This is a genomic window from Bacillus sp. M13(2017) (genome assembly GCF_002218325.1).
GTDB classification, from domain to species: Bacteria; Bacillota; Bacilli; order Bacillales; family Bacillaceae_G; genus Bacillus_A; species Bacillus_A thuringiensis_K.
Map to the genome: position 1 here is coordinate 54,903 of NZ_KZ268510.1, position 19,203 is coordinate 74,105.

Sequence of the window (19,203 nt, forward strand, 5' to 3'; positions counted from 1 at the left end):
CAACAGGAAAAACTATTGTAATTTGGTTATTTCTCTATACTAAATTTACAGAGATATGTATATCTTCTTTAAAAAGCTATCAATTATTATTAACGCATTTCATATAAAGAATCTTATTTCTCGAATCACTTTTTTATTTTAATCTTTCTATAATAGGGAGGAGAATTCCCTAACTCATAGTCATCAGAATAAACACTTACATTCCAGAAAGCTAAGAGGGAAAGCTCCTTTAATCCCACAGTATAGCAAGTGTAAATTTAAACTCTTAAAAGTCGTGTTTACAATATGAAGTAATACTAATTATTTTTCTTTTCTGCTATATAAGCAGCTAGTTGTTTAATATTGCGTTTTGTATATGCGACTAAGTCGTCCGTATTAAGATTCTCATTTTCTAAAGCAAGATCAAGCTCAATAGCTAGTAGAGAATTTCCTCCTAAGTCAAAGAAATCATCCTCTACACCGACAGCTTCAATCTTCAATATACTTTTCCATATTTCAACTAAACGAGATTCTAACTCATTACTAGGAGACATCATACTCTCCTCCTCATTCTTAGGTAAAGATCTAGGTGAAGGTAAGGAATGTCGATCAACCTTTCCACTTGGTGTTAATGGTATGTTTTCAACTTCAACAAAGAAAGTAGGTATCATATAACTCGGAACTAATTTCGCAAGATGCAATTTCAAATCAGAAATGGATACAAGTGATTTTGCTACGAAATAAGCTACAAGTTTTTTCTGCCCATCTTCATCTTGAATGTCTACTATCACTGCTTCTTTAATTGCATGATGTGAAGATAAAGCATCTAAAATTTCCCCTGGCTCAATTCGATATCCTCTAATTTTTAATTGTTCATCATTTCTACCGAGGAATTCTATATTCCCATCAGGTAACCAGCGTGAAAGATCTCCTGTCCTGTACATTTTCTCCCCTTTTACAAATGGGTCTGGTAAAAACTTTTCTTCAGTTAATCTCATTTGATTTACATATCCTCTTGCAAGCCCTTCTCCCGCAATATACAGCTCTCCTACCGCACCAATAGGCTGAAGTCTCTGTTTTTGATTAAGTATATAAAGCCTTACATTCGGAATAGGCTTTCCAATAGGAATAGTATTATAGTTTTCACTTTCTTGAAGTGAAAACGTACTTGCGATAACTGTCGCCTCAGTAGGACCATACATATTTTCTATTTGAGTCGATAGTCGATGCTTTTTAAACTTATTAACCACCTCATGTGTCAAAGCTTCACCCGCAAGTAATATATACTTCACTTTATTTAAAACCTGGCAATTTTCATTATTAAGTGTATTTACGAAAGCTCTAAACATAGACGGTACAAAATTTAATAATTTCACATCATATTTATCTATAGTTCTTAAAATTGCTCTTGGGTTTCGATGTTCCCCATTGTCCATTATTACTAATTTACTACCTACTATGGTCCACCCAAACAACTCTAGAACAGATACATCAAATATATAAGGTGTCTTCAGTAAATACGTATCTGATTCATCCATAGGATATAAATGAGACATTGAAAATAAGAAATTCACAATACTACAATGTTCAATCATGACTCCTTTTGGTCTACCTGTAGAACCGGAGGTGTATAAAATATAAGCTAAGTTATTTGGTTTTCCAGTAACCTCCAGGTTGCTTGTATCACCAACGTACAAATTTTCTTGCTTTAAATCAATAATCTCTCCTACAAATGGAATTTCACCTACGTATTTAGATTCTGTAAGTACAAATTGAGGATTACAATCCTCTAAAATATGTTCCATTCGACGCTTTGGATATTCAGGATCAATTGGTACATATGCAGCTCCAGATTTTAGCGCAGCAAATATAGCTATAATCATTTCTACGGATCTTTCCACAACGATACCAATTCTAGTTTCCTGATCTACCCCTTTTTGTCTAAGAAAACGAGCAAGCTGATTTGCTCGATTATTGATATATGAATAACTGTACGATACATCATTTGAAATAACTGCGATTTCTTCTGGTTTATTTTCAACCTGATCCTCAAAAAATTGATGAACTAATTTACCCTGAGTAAAATCTAATTTTGTATTATTAAGTTCATTTAACATCCTTGTGGATTCACTTTTACTTAAAACATTAACATCTTCAATTTTCGCTTCAGGATTAGCTACCATCCACTCTAGCGTATTTATAAAATGCATCATAAACCGCTCTATAGTTTGCGGATAATATAGTCCTGTCGCGTATTCCAATTCTAATCGTAGACTCTCTTCTTCCGGAAATACTTCTATACTCATATCTACCTTTGAAGCTTGGTGCTTAATTTCGTAAGATTTAAATGTAATATCTTTTATTTTTTCTGATGTTCTTCCGATATTCTGCATCACTAACATGACATCAAATACAGGATTCCGGTTAGTATAATAAGCCATGTCTAACTTATTTACTAACTCATCAAATGGGTATTCTTGATATTGAAATGCTTCTAGCGCATTTTCTTTTACTTCATTTAAGAATTGAATTATTGTCTTTTCCGCTTTAGGATGATTTCTCATAGGTAGTGTATTTACAAACATACCTATGATAGGCTCAAGATCATGATGAATTCTTCCTGCAATTGGAGAACCTACTATAATATCTTCCTGTTGTGTATACACATGCAATACTATATTTAGTGACGAAAGAAGTACCATATATAAAGTAGCTTCTCTTTCATCCGCAAAGGATTTTAATTTATTAGAAAGTTCAGGTGTTAGATGGAATACTAATCTATCACCTTCAAAAGTTTGATTTAGCCCACGTGGCTTATCGGTTGGGAACATAAGAATTGGTAACTCACCTTTAAACTTATCTACCCAATACTCTTCAATTTCTTTCAGCCCTTCATCGTGTAAACGATTGGTTTGCCAATTGGCATAATCTTTGTATTGTATTTTAATAGGCTCTAAGGCTTTGCCTGAATATAAATCTATAAACTCTTTTTCTAACTTCGCTAAAGATACTCCATCTGCTATTATGTGATGAAGATCAAATAGTAGCAGATATTGATTGAATTCTAATTTCATTAAACCGACGCGCATAAGTGGAGCCCTATCTAGCTGAAAAGGACGAACAAATTCCTGTATTAACTCTTCAATTGTGGATCTATCAGATTTATATAAATGTTCAATTCTAATATCTAAACTATCATGAATAAATTGAACTGGTTCACCTTTAATAAATTGGAATGAAGTTCTTAATGATTCATGACGTTCCACTAATTCTTTGACACATTGTTCTGCCTTTATAAAATCAAACTCACCTTCAATTAAAATTGCACCTGGTATATTGTAGGCAGTTCCTATTCCAGCAAAGCGGTTTAATATATATAATCTTTTTTGTGAAGAAGAAGCTTGATAAAATTCTCTATCAGGTACAATCTCAATTTGAGAATAATTTTTCTTCCCTTCATATTTCTCTATATACTCCGCTAATAGCATAATTGTAGGCCTTTGAAACGTTTCACGTATAGGTACATCTACACCTAAACGTTTATATATGTGAGAAACAACAGAAGTAATTTGTAAAGAATTACCTCCTAATTCGAAAAAGTTATCATTCACACCTATTTTCTCTATTCCAAGTACTACTTTCCATATCTCAGAGAGCATTTGTTCAATTTCATTACGTGGTTCAATAAATAAAGCTGTGGATTGCTCCCAAATTGGATCTGGAAGAGCTTTCCGATCTATTTTACCGTTTGATGAGATTGGAAACTGCTCAATCGGGATGATGTATGCAGGAATCATATAAAAAGGTAAATACTCTCTAAGGAATTGGCGTACCTCTTCTACTTTAGCTGAAGAATTCATAACAACATATGCACATAAAACCGGAGCATCTTCTCCCTCTTTTTTACGTGTAATTACAATAGCTTCACCAATTTCAGGATATCGTAATAGTTGCTTTTCTATTTCTCCCAATTCAATTCGTAATCCACGAATTTTGACTTGATCATCCATACGGCCTAAATATTCAAGATTTCCATCTGGTAACCAGCGAGCCAAATCTCCAGTACGATATACCTTGTCATCTATAATAGAAGAATCCTCTTTGTTGATTTGTATAGGAACAAATTTCTCCATAGTTAACTTAGGTTGATTTAAATAACCTCTTGCTAATCCTTCTCCTGAAATACACAATTCCCCAGGAATTCCAACGGGTTGTAATTGTTGATTATCACCCATAATATAAACTTTTTGATTAGCTAGAGGCCTTCCTATTGGTAATTGATTCATAAATTCTAACTCAGCGTGCTGAACATGATAACATGTAGAATCTACAGTTGTCTCTGTAGGTCCATAAGCATTTGTTAAATTTGGTCGGCAGTTTTCATTAAATAAACCAAGGAATTTCCGTGCTAATTTCGGTGGTAATTCCTCTCCAGCAATAATAAAATGTTTAAATGAATATTCTATTTCTTCATCTATAAAATTAGTTAATAATCGAAGATGCATCGGCGTTCCATCCGCGATATTTATTTGCTTTTCTTGATAAAAATTAATTAGCTTCTGCCCATCAGTTCTTGCTTCCTCAGGTACTATAAATAAACTATTTCCTAATAGAAGCGCACCAAACATGTTTTGTACTGAAGCGTCAAACTCAAAAGGGGAAACTAACCCGATTCGCATAGAAGAACTATATTTATCATATATTTCATTTTTTAACCCAAATATTAAATTTACAACACTACGATTTTCAACCATAATTCCTTTAGGATTACCTGTAGTTCCAGAGGTAAAAATAACATATGCCAAATCGTAAGGTGTACTTACTGAAGGGAAACTAACCAACTCTGTTTCAAGTAGTTCATTAAAACTCACCATACTACAATCCTGGATTTCTCTTGTAAAATCTTCACTAATAACCTCTGGTTTTACTATACAAAGTGGAGATTTACATTCTTTTAGCATCGCCTCTATCCGTTTATACGGCAAATATATGTTAATAGGTAAATAAGCAGCCCCACTTTTTAAAATACCTAGCATTGCAATGACTGCATCAATTGATCGATCCATCATAAGACCAACAATGTGTCCTTTTCCAATTCCTTTTTTATGTAGAGAACTGGCAACCAGATCTACCTTTTCTTTTAATTGAGCGTATGTTATTTCTCTTTTGTCATCAGAAACAGCAAGTTTATTTGGATTATGCATGACTTGTTCTTCAAATAACTGTATCACCGTTAAATGATGCGGGTAATCTAACTCAGTTTGATTAAATGCAATTAACTCTCTTATATCATTATCACTAACCCAATCTAAATCTATATGGGGCGTATTCGGTTGTAGTAAAGCTTGCTCTAACAAGTCTATAAAATGATGACCAAATCGCGTAACAGTAGATGTTTTGTATAGATGTTCATTAAAATACATATCACCTTCTATACACCCATTTACTTGACGGAAAGAGAATATAATCTCAGCATTGCTCTCACTTAAATAATTTAAATCTTGAATTTCCTCTAGCAAAATTGCAGTACGGAATGGATAATTACGCCCCTCTGGAAGGTAGTTACTCAAAACCGGTTGTAAACTTTCCAATGGGAAATTTTGATGTTCTAAAGCATTAACCATTACTGTACTAACTTGCTGGAGAATTTGTCTAAATGTCATATGTTCCTCAAGACCATGTCTTAAAACTAACAAAGTATTAATAAGGTTAGTATCACTGTCTTGTTTTAAAACAGGTGTACCAATGCATATATCTTGCAATCTAGTATATTTATTTAACAGCAAAGTAAGTCCAGCAGTAAGAATCATGTGCAATTGAAGATCTGATCCATTTGCTAACTTTAAAATCTTCTCGGACAATTCCTCTTTTAGTTTTATGCTAACATTTGATAAATTCACCTGTTTGTTTGATGTCCGGTAATCATAAGGGAAATGGCAGTCAGCCAGTTCCCCTGATAAGTTTTCTAACCAAAATTCTCTTTCCTTTATTCGTTCATTTGCGGCAATTACTTTATCTTTATTCGCTATTCGTTCAACCATAGTTACTCACTCCTGACAATAATCAATTAAAAGTTAAAATCCCCAAAATCTACTGATACCTTAACTGGTTGCAGTTCTTGAATTTCTTGTTTAAATGAAATATCTTTTAATAAAATTTCAGGATGATCTACAATTTGTTCAAAAATCTCAACATAACGCTCACATAACTTTTGAACCGTGTCCCTAGTATATAAAGACGTTGCATATTCCATAGTCAGTTCAATTGTATCTTCCAATTCAACCACTCTTAGCAATAAATCCATTTGTGCGCGCTTAAAGTCGTGATCATATGTCCTTAGTTCTAAACCATCGATAAACATATGATCTGCATCCATATTTTGCATAACAAATGAAACATCGAAAAGTGGGTTCCTATTATACGTGCCCTGAAGTCCTAATTGATTAACCAGGTCCTCATATTGACATTTTTGATGTTCAAATGCTTGTAAGACCTGCTCTTTTACTTCAAATAGGAATTGAGTAAACCTTTGTTCAGCTCTTGGATAGTTCCTTATTCCTAACATGTTTACAAATACTCCTATAATATCTTGTAAATCCGCATGCGGGCGACCAGTAATTGGTGAACCAATAACAACATCCTCTTGGCCAGTATATTTACCTAGCAAAATATTATATACAGAGAGCATTAGCGTATATAATGTAGTTTCTTCTTTTGCTAATAAACGCTTAATTTTCTTGGTAACATTTGAATCAATAGTAAAGGATATTTTACTACCTTTTAGATCTAATATTTCAGGTCTTGTATAATCAGTAGGCATATTCAAGACAGGTACACCATCTTTAAATTGCTCTAGCCAATACTGTTCATGTTTGAGAGCAATTTCTTTTTCTTTTTCACTCTGCTGCCATTCTGAGTAATCCTTATACTGTATTTTTAAGTTTGGTAATTTCTCTCCTGAGTAAAGCGCAAATAGATCTCTAACGAAAATATCATAGGAAACTCCATCGGTTACTATATGATGTAAATCAATAATTAAAATATGTTTTTGTTCTTCCAATCTAATTAACCCTACACGGAAATATGGAGCATTATTAAAATTAAATGGGCGAATAAATTCATTAATTATTTGTTCCACTTCAGATTCAAAGCCCTCAATTTGAGTAATATGGAAATCAGCATGATCATGAATAATTTGTACCGGTTTATCATTTTTCATTTCAATAGTAGTTCTAAATATCTCATGACGCTTAATTAATTGAGTGAACGCCTTTTCTAAACGTTCAATGTTTAATTTTCCATTTAAAAGAATAACGGAAGTATCATTATAAGCTGTACTTTCTGGATACAATCGGTGTAATACATAAAATCTCTTCTGAGCTGAAGAAAGCTGATAATGAGATTTAGGTTCAGCTGGAACAATAACATCAAATTCACTCTTATCTGCCCTTGAAATATAATTTGCTAGTTTCTCAATATTTGATAGAGTAAAGAGTTCTTTAATAGGAACTTCAACATTAAACTCTTTATGAATTTTTGAAACAATAGTAATAGCCTTAAGTGAATCTCCACCTAGTTCCAGAAGATCATCATGAACACCAACTTCTGAAACTTTAAATATATTTCTCCAAATTTTTGAAAGCTTTTCTTCTACCTCATTACGAGGTGCTACATATTCAGTCAAGAGTTGTGGTCTAGAATGGTATAACGTAGAATCTAATTCTTCTTCCTTCTCATCATTGAAAGAATTTAATAACACCCATTGATCAATACGCGCTTGCAGTTCCCCTGGAGAATGAATCAGTACTTCCCCTTGTTTCCATGACAGTGCTATATTAAAGGCCTGAGCTCCTTCTTCAGGTGTCATAGATAATTCATGTACACTTGCACCTATCTGCATATCTTTTTCTTCATCTTCCCAGTATTTCCAATCACTCCAATTGACACTTATCCAAGGCAGGTTGGAATAACGATTTATATATTGTGCAAAAACATCCATGTATATATTTGAAGCAGCATATGATACATAACCTAATCCACCTAAAACCGCTGAAATGGAAGACATTAGAACACAAAAATCTAAATCTTTATTTCGTAAGCACTCTTCTAAATTGAGAAGACCATAAATTTTTGCAGAAAATTGTTCCTCACAGTCCTCTTTTTCAAGTTCCTGAATCAAATTAAAAGTCTTTCCACCAAGAATACCTGCACCATGAATTACACCATTAATCTTTCCAAATTTTTGTTCTGCCTTATGAATTGCTTCGTATAGTTGTGATTGATCTGTAACATCAGCAGCAAGTACATAAACTTTAGATCCCGTTTCTTCTATCTCTAAAACTTTACGAATTCTTTCCGAATACATCGTATTTTCCTTCAAATGCATATCCCACTCATCACGATTTGGCAGACCTGTACGTGTAAGAAGAACTAAGTTGGCTTGTACAGTTTGAGCCAAGTGTTTCGCAAGAATTGTACCAATACCTCCGAGTCCCCCTGTAATAAGGTAAACTCCATTCTTTCGTAAAGGCAGTTTCTCTTTAGCTGGCTGTTCTAGTTGTAAAGGCTCGTAAGTTTGAACAAATCTTTTATTTCCTCGATAAGCAATCATCTTATCATTCGTATTTGAAAGACATTCTTCTACTAATTGATTTATTAGCCTATTCTTCCATTCTTTGTTTACAGGTAAAACAACATCAATACTTGAACAAGAAAGATAAGAATACTCTTGCGGAACAACTAATGACGTTCCAAGTACAGTTGATTTTTCTGGAATTAATTCTTCATCACCAATCACTTGTTGAACACCATTTGTAATGATTCGAATTGAGATTGAATCAGAGATATTCTTGTCTCCTAGTGCCTGAGTTAAGTAAAAAATTGAATAGAATCCTAAGTTTTGTTTACAATTTACATATTCAATTGAGGCTTGTCTTTCCTCATCCGTAATTCCCCACATATGAACTATTCTTGTAGGTAAACCACATATTTCTTGTACTTCATCCAATAACTTAACGTAATCTGTACGTTCTTCAGGATTTATAATGAAGCGATCGTTATTCTCCTTATTAAAACCAAATCCAGATTCTACTGTAACTACTCTCTGCCCTTTATTTAATAAGTCCTTAACTAGTTCATTACCTAATCCTTCTTGATCTACAAAAACAATCCATGTCTCATTCACATCATGATTTGGTTCAAACAATGTAGAACTTTTCCATTGCGGCGTATAGAACCATTCAGAAATGTTGTTATTCTTACTAATTTTAGATTGCTTACTATTAAGCTTTTGACCTAAATCATACGGATTACCTTGTAATTTATAAGATATTTTATTGAAAGAATACATTGGTAATGGGATACGTCTTCTCTTCTCATCTTTATAAAATTGTTCCCAATCTATAGAAATACCTGTTACCCACATTCGAGTGATGTGACTAAATAAGAAATACATATCTGATACATCTTGTTGAACAGATCGAACCGTATTAAATATTCTTTCATTACCATTTTCATAGTCTAAAAGGCGACTAGTAAGCCTACTAAGGTCATTTCCAGGACCAATCTCTATGAATAGACTTGTATTGTCCCTATTCAACTCTTGAATTCCATCAGAGAATCGAACAGTTCCACGCATATGTTTTACCCAATAAACTGGGTTTGTTGCTTCTTCAGGTCGTATCCAAGTACCGGTCAAGTTTGACAAATAAGGTATTTTAGGTTCTCTAAGTGTCAATGTACTAACATAGGAAGCATACTCGTCCAGAATTGAATCCAGTTCGTGTGAATGTGCTGCTCCTTCTATTGTTACTCGCATACACATTAAACGCTTTTTCTTTAATTTATTTTCAAAATCTACAATTGCTTCTTCTGTCCCAGAAACTATACAAGCTGGACCATTAACTACTGCTAAAGAAATGGTATGTTGATATTCTTTTTCAAAAGAATTAATCAAATGAATTAATTCCTCTTCTGGAAGTGGAACGCTAAGCATTACTCCTGCAGGAAGACTACTCATTAGCTGACCTCTTTTTACAACCAATTTAAGTGCATCTTCCAAAGTAAATACTTCTGCTAAACAAGCAGCCACATATTCACCAAATGAATATCCAATCATTGCTTCAGGTTTAATTCCCCAACCCATTAATAGTTTCGCAACTGAGTATTCAAACGCGAAAAGAATTGGTTGACTAAATTCCATTCTTTTTAATTTTTCCGTCGCCTCATCAATACTGAAAGTAGTTGGGTATAACACTTCTTTCATGTTTACATTCGTAACAGATTGAAGGATTGCAAAGCATTCATCCATAGCTTCACGGAAAATTGCCTCTTGTTCGTATAATTCTAACCCCATGTTTACATATTGCGATCCGTTCCCAGAAAACAAGAAGTTAATTTTAGGATGTTCCTCTTTTACATTTACATATTGTACTCTTCTTCCTTCTGGCTGGTTTAACAGTTCAATTCCTTCTTGAGTACTGGAACAAACTAAAGCTCTCCTATGCTTGAATTCCTTACGTCCAATTTGCAGTGTATAACTAGCGTCTGCCAAATTCACATGAGGATTCTGTTCAAGGTGATTTCCTAAATTCAAAGTCATACGATCCAAAGCATCTTTCGATTTTGCCGAAATCATTAACATCTGGTATGGTCTACTATTTGAGGTTGCTTCAAGTTTTGGTGCCTCCTCCAAAATAATATGTGCATTTGTACCACCAATACCAAATGAACTAACACCTGCACGTAATGGTTTATTATCCTCTTTCCACTCATTTAATTGTTGATTTACATAAAAAGGTGTGTTTTCAAATCCAATTTGCGTGTTTGGTTTTGTAAAATTCACACTTGGCGGAAGAACCTGATCTTTCATCGCAAAGACCGTTTTGATTAGTCCAGCAACACCGGACGCTGCATTTAGATGGCCCACATTTGCTTTAACAGACCCAATTGGTACCGATTGTTTTTCATTAGAGTTAAACACTTCACTAAGCGCCTTGATCTCAATCGTGTCTCCTAGTTTAGTAGCAGTTCCGTGTGTTTCAATATAGGAAATGGACTCAGGTTCTACATTTGCTTCATGTTGCGCCATTTTAATAACTTCTACTTGGCCCTCTACACTAGGTGCAGTGTAACCAATTTTCCGATTCCCATCATTATTAATTGCCGTTCCTTTTATTACTGCATGTATAGTATCCCCATCATTTATAGCTTCCTGTAAAGGCTTCAGAACAACAATTCCAACACCGTCTCCAAAAAGCATTCCATTTGCATTTTCATCAAAAGGACGACAATGACCATCTGAAGAAAACAGCATTCCTTCTTGGTAGGTATAACCTGCTTTTTCAGGTTGAGTTAATGTAATACCCCCAGCTATGGCAATATCACAATGCCCCTGTAATAATGCTTGGCATGCATTATGAATAGCCACCAATGATGTTGAACATCCCGTAAAGATATTCATACTTGGTCCTTTTAGGTTAAATTTGTAAGAAATTTGAGTGCTTAGCGAGTCTTTGTCGTTAAGTAATGAAATTAAGAATTGTCCAGCTGGTTCATTTGCCTCTGAAAGAGTAGATAACACTTGCCAATATAAGTTAGGAGATGCCCCACTATATACACCAATTAGGCCTGGGTATGTCTCAATATTATATCCAGCATGTTCAAGGGCAGACCACGCACATTCATGAAATACTCGTAGTTGCGGATCCATTAACGATGCATCTTGAGGTGTATAATCAAAGAATGGAGCATCAAAATTATCAGTTCCTTCTAAATACCCTTTCGCTTTAACATAATTAGGGCTTTTTACTTCCATAGGATTCACACCAGATTCAATTAACTCTTCATCTGTAAAAAATTGAATAGACTCTGTTCCAGACTTTATATTATTCCAGAATTCATTTACATTCTGTGCTCCAGGAAAACGTCCATCTATTCCTATAATTGCAATATCGTTATCTTCTTTCGTTTTTCGATTAAAACGTTTTGTATGTTTAACTTGATTCTTTTGCTTATCTCCACTTAAGTAACTCGCTAAAGAACGAATACTTGGATACTCAAACATAACTCCAATTGAAATCTGTTTTTCTAATCTATTAATTAATCTCTCATGAATTTGAATTATATGAAGTGAAGTTGCACCAAGATCAAAGAAATTTTCATTTACATTTACAGTATCAACACTGTAAAACTCTTTCCAAATTCCTGTAATTATTTCCTCTACTTCATCTTGATTTCTGAACTTATCTCCCGTTTTCGTCTGAGTTTCCAATCCAGAAATTCGTTTACGAGAATTCAGATTAATCCATTGATCAAAACGTTTATTTAAATCTCCTGAAGAAATAATTACCTGATTTAAACCACTTAAACCAAGCACACATTGGAATGTTTTTTGTCCTTCCTCAGATGTCATTTCAAGCGCTTCTATACTTTGAGCATTGAATATTTTATTAACCTGTTGAGCTCCCGTGTACTGCCAATCTCCCCAGTTAATACTGGTCCATCGATTATTAGATGTATTACTCACTTTGTCTGAAAAACTATCTAAGTAAAGGTTTGCTGCTGAATAGGCTACAAAACCTAATCCACCCAAAATAGGTGAAAGTGATGAAACAAGATAACAAAAATCAAGATCATAATTACTCAATAACTTATCAAGAACTAGCACACCATGTACTTTAGGAAGAAATTGCTCTTCACATTCAATCCTACTTATCTTTTCCATTGGACACTGAGCTGATTTAACACGTAAGACACCTGCTGCATGAATTACTCCATTTATGTGACCAAAATTAGCCTCGGCCTGATGAATCACGTTTCTCATCTGCTCTTCATCAGCAACATCTGCAACAGCTGTCATTACTTTTGCTCCCAATGACTCCAACTTCTGTATATGGTTAATACGTTGACATAATTGTTCATTTTCAATCTGTGATTGAAGAATTTGATCCCATTCTTCACGATCAGGAAGAGCTGTTCTACTAACTAATATTAGTTTAGCCTTTACTGTACGCGCCAAATATTCTGCTAATTTAAGGCCTACTCCTCCCATTCCACCAGTAATTAAATAAACCCCTTCCGATCGAATGTTCAGAATTTTTGAAGCTGATTCATTTTCATTTATTACTAGCATTCCACTTACTTTTTCATCAGGTATAGGCTCATAAATTCGAATATAACGAGTATTATTTCGAATTGCTATTACAGTGTCAATAATGTCCATTTGAATCTCAGAATATAAGTTTGATATTAATGCTTCTTCATTATCAGACAACATAAAATCTACACTACGGCATCTAATATTTGGATACTCTTGCGGAAATACTTTTATAGGAGCTAAAAGAGTAGATTTTTCTGCAATAATAGACTCGTCTCCTACTACCTTTTGCATATTATTCGTCATAACATTTATATTGATAGGATAAAGTAAATTAAATTTACTAATTGTCTTTGCAAGTGATATTAATGAATAGAATCCAGTATCTAAGGTCTTGATACCTAAATCCTTATTATCCACATTCCATAGGTGAACAATCTCTTCTGGTAAACACTCTTGTTTTTGTAGCTCGTTAAATAACTGATAATAATCTTCTTGTTCAGTAGGGCATATTGTAAATTCATTTAAACTAATCTTTTTATATGAAGGACCCACACCGACTGTTATAACACGATGTCCATCTCTTTCAAGCTTTTCTTTAAGAGCTAAGCCTATATGCTCATTGTCTAAAAATAACAACCAACTTTTAGTAGATTCTTTAGTTACATCTACAATTTCTTTTTCCATCCAACCAGGAGTATAGAACCACTCAGCTATATTAGAACGTTTCTTTATCGATGTTTCTTCACTATTAGTTATATTTTGCTGTTCAGCTGGATCTATCCAATATCGTTTTTTCTCAAAAGGATAAGTTGGTAAGGCAATACGTAATCTATATTCCTCTTCATACAGTTTACTCCAATTAATTTCTACCCCTAACTCCCACGCTTGTCCCAATACCTCTAACAAGTCGTTCTGTAAAATAATCTGATTATTATTAATTTCAGAATTTAATAACTCTCCAATATGTACAATCACAAAATTAGGATCTACATCCTTAACTTGTGTTAGAAGTTCTACTTTTTCTCCATGCGTCCATTCTGTCTGTAACTCTATATAGTTCTCAACTAATGGATTCAGGACATCTTCTGGCTTAAGAGATTTATTATAAATATCTGAAACCATTCCAGCTAAGCCTGTACCAATAATGTTAGAAGGACGTACATCACATTCAATTAATACATCAATAATCGATTGCAAGCAGACGAAGAAGGTTAAATCTTCAACCAAGCTATCATCTGTTCCTTTAAAGAATGCTTCTTTCAATGCTTTTCCAGTATACATTTGGGCATCAGTCATATTACGCTCAAATACTTTTAAGAATAATGGTTCCTTTTGGTATAGTTCTTTTACATTCTCAATAATTGATGAGTATTCGCTAGGTAACACAAATACCAAATCTGGATTTTCTTGCGTTTTTACGTGAAAATCTTTAACTGTTTTTAAATTGTCTATGGCGCTATCTATATCCTTACATAAGACCGCTCTTCTATACGGAAATGATCGACGGCCAGTTTGCAATGTGTATGCTACATCTGCTAATTCAACATCTTTATTAGATTCCAGATATTCAACCATATTCACTGTAGCATTATTTAAAGCTTCTTTTGATCTAGCAGAAAGAACCATTAGTTTTTTCTCTCTAGTAGAAGCAGAACTTTTAACTTTAGGGGCTTCTTCTAATACAATATGAACGTTAGTTCCACCATATCCGAAAGCACTTACACCAGCTCGAAGAAGATCATTATCATCACTTTGCCAATTTATCAAATCAGTATTGATATAAAATGGGCTATCTATAAAATCAATTTTCGAGTTAGGGCGCTTCACATTTAAAGTTGGCGGGAGTTGTTTATGTCTCATAGATAAAACTGTCTTTATAAGTCCGGTCACCCCTGCAGCTGTATCTAAATGACCTACATTACTCTTAACAGAACCAATTGCACAAAAAGATTTCTTGTCCACATCTTGAAACGCTCTCTTTAAAGCCTCTACTTCGATAGAGTCCCCTAATGGCGTTGCCGTCCCATGCGTTTCTATATAACTAATTGTAGAAGGATCAACTTCAGCAAAACTATGAGCTGCTTGAATTACTTCAGCCTGTCCCTCAACACTCGGAGCGGTATAGCCTACTTTTCGACCTCCATCATTATTTGCTGCTGATCCCTTAATTACACCATATATCGTATCTCCATCAGCAATAGCATCTTCTAATCTCTTTAGTATTACCATACCTACACCATCACTAAAAACTGCACCCTGGGCTTCTGCATCAAAAGTACGAACTTTGCCATCCGGTGAACTTGTCATTCCTTCATGGTATTTATAACCATTCTTTTTAGGATACGTTATAGATACCCCACCTGCGGCTGCAATAGAGCATTCTCCAGTTAACAATGATCTACATGCAAGATGAATGCTCAAAAGTGATGTAGAGCAAGCTGTATACAATGTAAAACTCGGTCCCTTAAGTCCCAACTTATAGGATGTAAGCGTTGAAATTGCATCTTTATAGGAAAGAGTACCCGCCTCTGAAAACTCAACCACACTATCACTGTTTAATAATGGCGTGTGCTTCATCCAATTAAAATTAGTAGATGCTCCTACGTATAATCCTATTAATCCTTCATAATCAAATGGATTATAGCCTGCCATCTCTAATGCTTCCCATGTTGTTTCCTGTAACATACGGATCTGAGGATCCATTATTTTAGCTTCTCTAGGTGTATAAGCAAAAAAGGATTCATCAAAATATTCTACTTCCTCCAAATACCCTTTTGCTTTCACAAAATTAGGATGCTGTAAAACATCTAAATTAACACCTTCTTTAATTAACTCGGATTCAGTAAATGTAGAAATTGAATCAACACCATTTTTTAGGTTATCCCAGAATTGGTTTATTTCATTTGCACCTGGAAATTTACCTGCCATTCCAATAATCGCTATTTCCAAACCAGTTTTACTATCATCTTGATGCTTCATTTTCACTTTCCTCCTATTTTGTTTAATTCGGATTTTCTATGCTTTACATACTCTTAGCTACAATATTTAGCGCTAATACTCCTATTTCATAAACTTAAGCAAAAGAAAAAACACATGAAATTCCCCATAAAGTAGCTAAAGTGATTTACATACCTGACAGAAAACAAAAAAATTTAATTACAATTTCTATTCCTGGATTTCAATGATATTTTGAGCACTCATTTTTATTCTAAAAACCTAATACTTTGGTAATAATTCTGTTAATATTACACTTTATGTAGTTAGTAAAATATTCACAAGAAGTTTTCTTTAAGAAATTAATTTGTAGAGTAATAATTTTGTAGGGGTTTTATGTTATGAAATTAAGCATACTTTTTCCAATATCATATAGAAAAAAACAAAAAAGTGACATACAGGGAATATTGAGAAATAAAATTCATTTATTCCATATCTAACCAAAATAGAACGAATTTTCAATTTTAAATTAGATTCTCTTGTATTTATAATTGTATTCTCTATAAATTATCTATGGTGAGCTTTTAAACTTTAAACATAAATGAAGTTATATGCGAAATTTTTTAGTTTAGATGAGGATCTATAAGTGAATTCATTCAAAAGGAATTACATATGCTACAGGTTTAATATTCTTCATAAAGTTATATACATAAACTAAATTCCTTCAAACGTTTTAAGAGAATATTGAGGGTGAACATCGTTATTGGAGCGCTTACTACCGAAGGCAAACTTATTTCTAGGATTACTGACTTACAATTTTGCATTGTACGACTCCTAGGACAGACCAAATAAGTTCATATGCTACAGTACTGTTTATCCTTCCGTTCATGTTGTTGATTTTCCGTTATTTTTTGCTATACACATACGATATTTTCACCTTATACCCATAACTATTGTCCTACAGACGCTTTTTATTATCTTCAAACCCACTATTTCACTAAACTGTAAAATTAAAACCGACAAATTTCCGAATAAACTGAAAACTCATGAGAAAATGACAATAAATCTCAATAAGATCTTTTCAATATATCTTAACTTCAAACGTATGGAATCAGGACTCAATAATGATGCTATACAGGGGAATATTCTACTAAATAGAATTACTAAAAGAGATATCTATAGAGAACTCAGATGTTAAAGAGAATGCTTTGGATTTTGTTGAAGAAATAGCACAAAATGTAGAACAAAGTGCAGCTGTAAGACCCTCTCTTCTTAGATAAGCACAAGCGGCTTTAACTGATATTAACTCAATGGTTGCTCATGGCTCCCAAGTTGTAGCTAAGATTGGCCAATTCATTAATATAATGATTGGATTTATTTTATAATTTTCGTTTTTTAAATTCTTTTTTATTGCTAAGAATTTAAGAAATGGTTCTAGTACAAACATATATAATTTTAAAAGCATCCATGCTGGGTGCTTTTTGCTTTACTATGAAATAAGTATCCAATTTGAAATATCACTTTTTGAGAAAATTCAACTACAACAGTAAAACTAATTTCACATTTTTTCAATATGTAAAACCCATCATTAAATAACCAAATAAAAATCTAGTGATATTAGTATGTTTGCTTAACATTACTAGGTTCTTTGAGTTTAACATTTTGTATGTTTTGTAAAACTGATTTTTTCTTTGCAATCTTTAAATATTAGTTATTATTAAATTGTAATTAAATCTGCATTAGATAGTGGACTTGAACCTGATATTGATTATTACATGATGGACGGATATTAAGAGATAACCGTTACATTTAGGAAATAGAGGTTTTAGTCATGAAAAAAATTAAAGAAATAATCAAAAAGATACGGGAACATTCGGAGGCAACAATTCAGTTTATTAAATTGTTGAACGCAATAATGGATTTGTTAAAACACTTCCTATAACTTATTTTTATGAAGTAAAAAAACCCTCAATCCAATTTAATAAACTGCAATTTCATTTGGTAGCATGTTCGCTAAAGCGGGAATTTGGGATGTCGCACGAATTTTTAATGATAGATGCTTTATGCGTTCTAGGTGCTCTACACTTTCTATAGATAGTAGGTTCTTAATTTCATTAAAATGATTTTTAATCGAAAGTAAACTAATGGCTAAAAGTTTACTTTCGAGTTTTGAATCATTTATAACTAATTTTGTAATAAATTTCTCAACATAGATATACTTAGTAATTATGGATTTAATATTCAAAATTAATAAAAATTGAAGTATTATAAAAATATGATGGTTATTCCTTTTGTTTTCTCCTTGTGCTAAAGATAAGATTGTGTTCCCGATCTTATCTTTTTTCTTTGTAGATTTTTGATACAAAAAAAGGAATCCTTATAATAAGGATTCTGCAACAGAAAAGAACAAATATATAATAATAAAAAGAATTACTTATATTATAATTTAAAAATAAGACAAATATGTCGAGAAAATTCAGAACGGATTGAATATTCCTATACGCTTATATAATTGATTAAGAGTTGGAGTAGTAATCTGTCATCTGTTCCTTTTTTTGAAGAAGATTGATCTCAATCTTCTATTTTTTTTGTTTTTTCCTCTTCCCTCGAAAAAAGGAAAAAGAATTACTTAAGAATTGTGGAAATTGCTTGCTTGTAGACTAGTTGTTGCTTACCATGAGCAATCATAAGAACGGTGAATTTGTCCATTGCAAGGATCTGCCCACGTACTGGAATGCCATTCTTTAAAAACACAGTAACTTCCCCTTTTTTCTCTTTCAATTGTTCATACATATCTTCTTGTAAGTTATACATGAAATGCGCCCCCTAATTTTATCTACTTATCTTCTAATACTTGCTGCCCCTCATTGTTGTCTATATACAACTATCGTATCACATTTAAATTAAAATACGGATCTAAGAAGAAATTGAGCCGATCCTTTTGAAAATAAAGAAAAGGCGCGATAAAGCGCCTCCCATTTGGGTAATTAAGAAGTAAGGTTTCCAAGATAACTGAAAAAATAGAACAGGTGCTTAGATTTTACCAGATTTTTTCGCTGAATGAACATGTATTATTGCATGCTAACGAAAATCCTGCTATTTTCCATTTGGAGGCACCATATCATTTCGAGAAAATTGTACGTTTAGTAACATTCTTGTAACAATTAAGCCCTGTGTCTGTGCAACATACT

At 33.2% G+C, this 19,203-nt stretch carries 4 protein-coding genes; all 4 read right to left on the reverse strand.

The window, feature by feature from the left end; translation table 11 throughout:
* Positions 1 to 296: 296 nt before the first annotated feature.
* Positions 297 to 6,020 carry a non-ribosomal peptide synthetase gene (locus CGQ22_RS21700; RefSeq protein ID WP_089149307.1) on the reverse strand — a complete coding sequence of 1,908 codons (5,724 nt, stop codon included), beginning with the start codon at positions 6,018 to 6,020 and terminating at the stop codon, positions 297 to 299.
* 26 nt (positions 6,021 to 6,046) lie between these two features.
* Positions 6,047 to 16,057, reverse strand: coding sequence for a type I polyketide synthase (locus CGQ22_RS21705; RefSeq protein ID WP_089149308.1), 10,011 nt, complete (start codon positions 16,055 to 16,057; stop codon positions 6,047 to 6,049).
* Positions 16,058 to 17,990: 1,933 nt separating this feature from the next.
* Positions 17,991 to 18,377 (reverse strand): hypothetical protein, encoded by a 387-nt coding sequence (locus CGQ22_RS32555; RefSeq protein ID WP_254704118.1) that lies wholly within the window; start codon positions 18,375 to 18,377, stop codon positions 17,991 to 17,993.
* Positions 18,378 to 18,637: 260 nt separating this feature from the next.
* On the reverse strand, positions 18,638 to 18,826 hold the full coding sequence (gene hfq / locus CGQ22_RS21715; protein ID WP_046946697.1) for an RNA chaperone Hfq: 189 nt from the start codon (positions 18,824 to 18,826) through the stop codon (positions 18,638 to 18,640).
* Between the last annotated feature and the right edge of the window lie 377 nt (positions 18,827 to 19,203).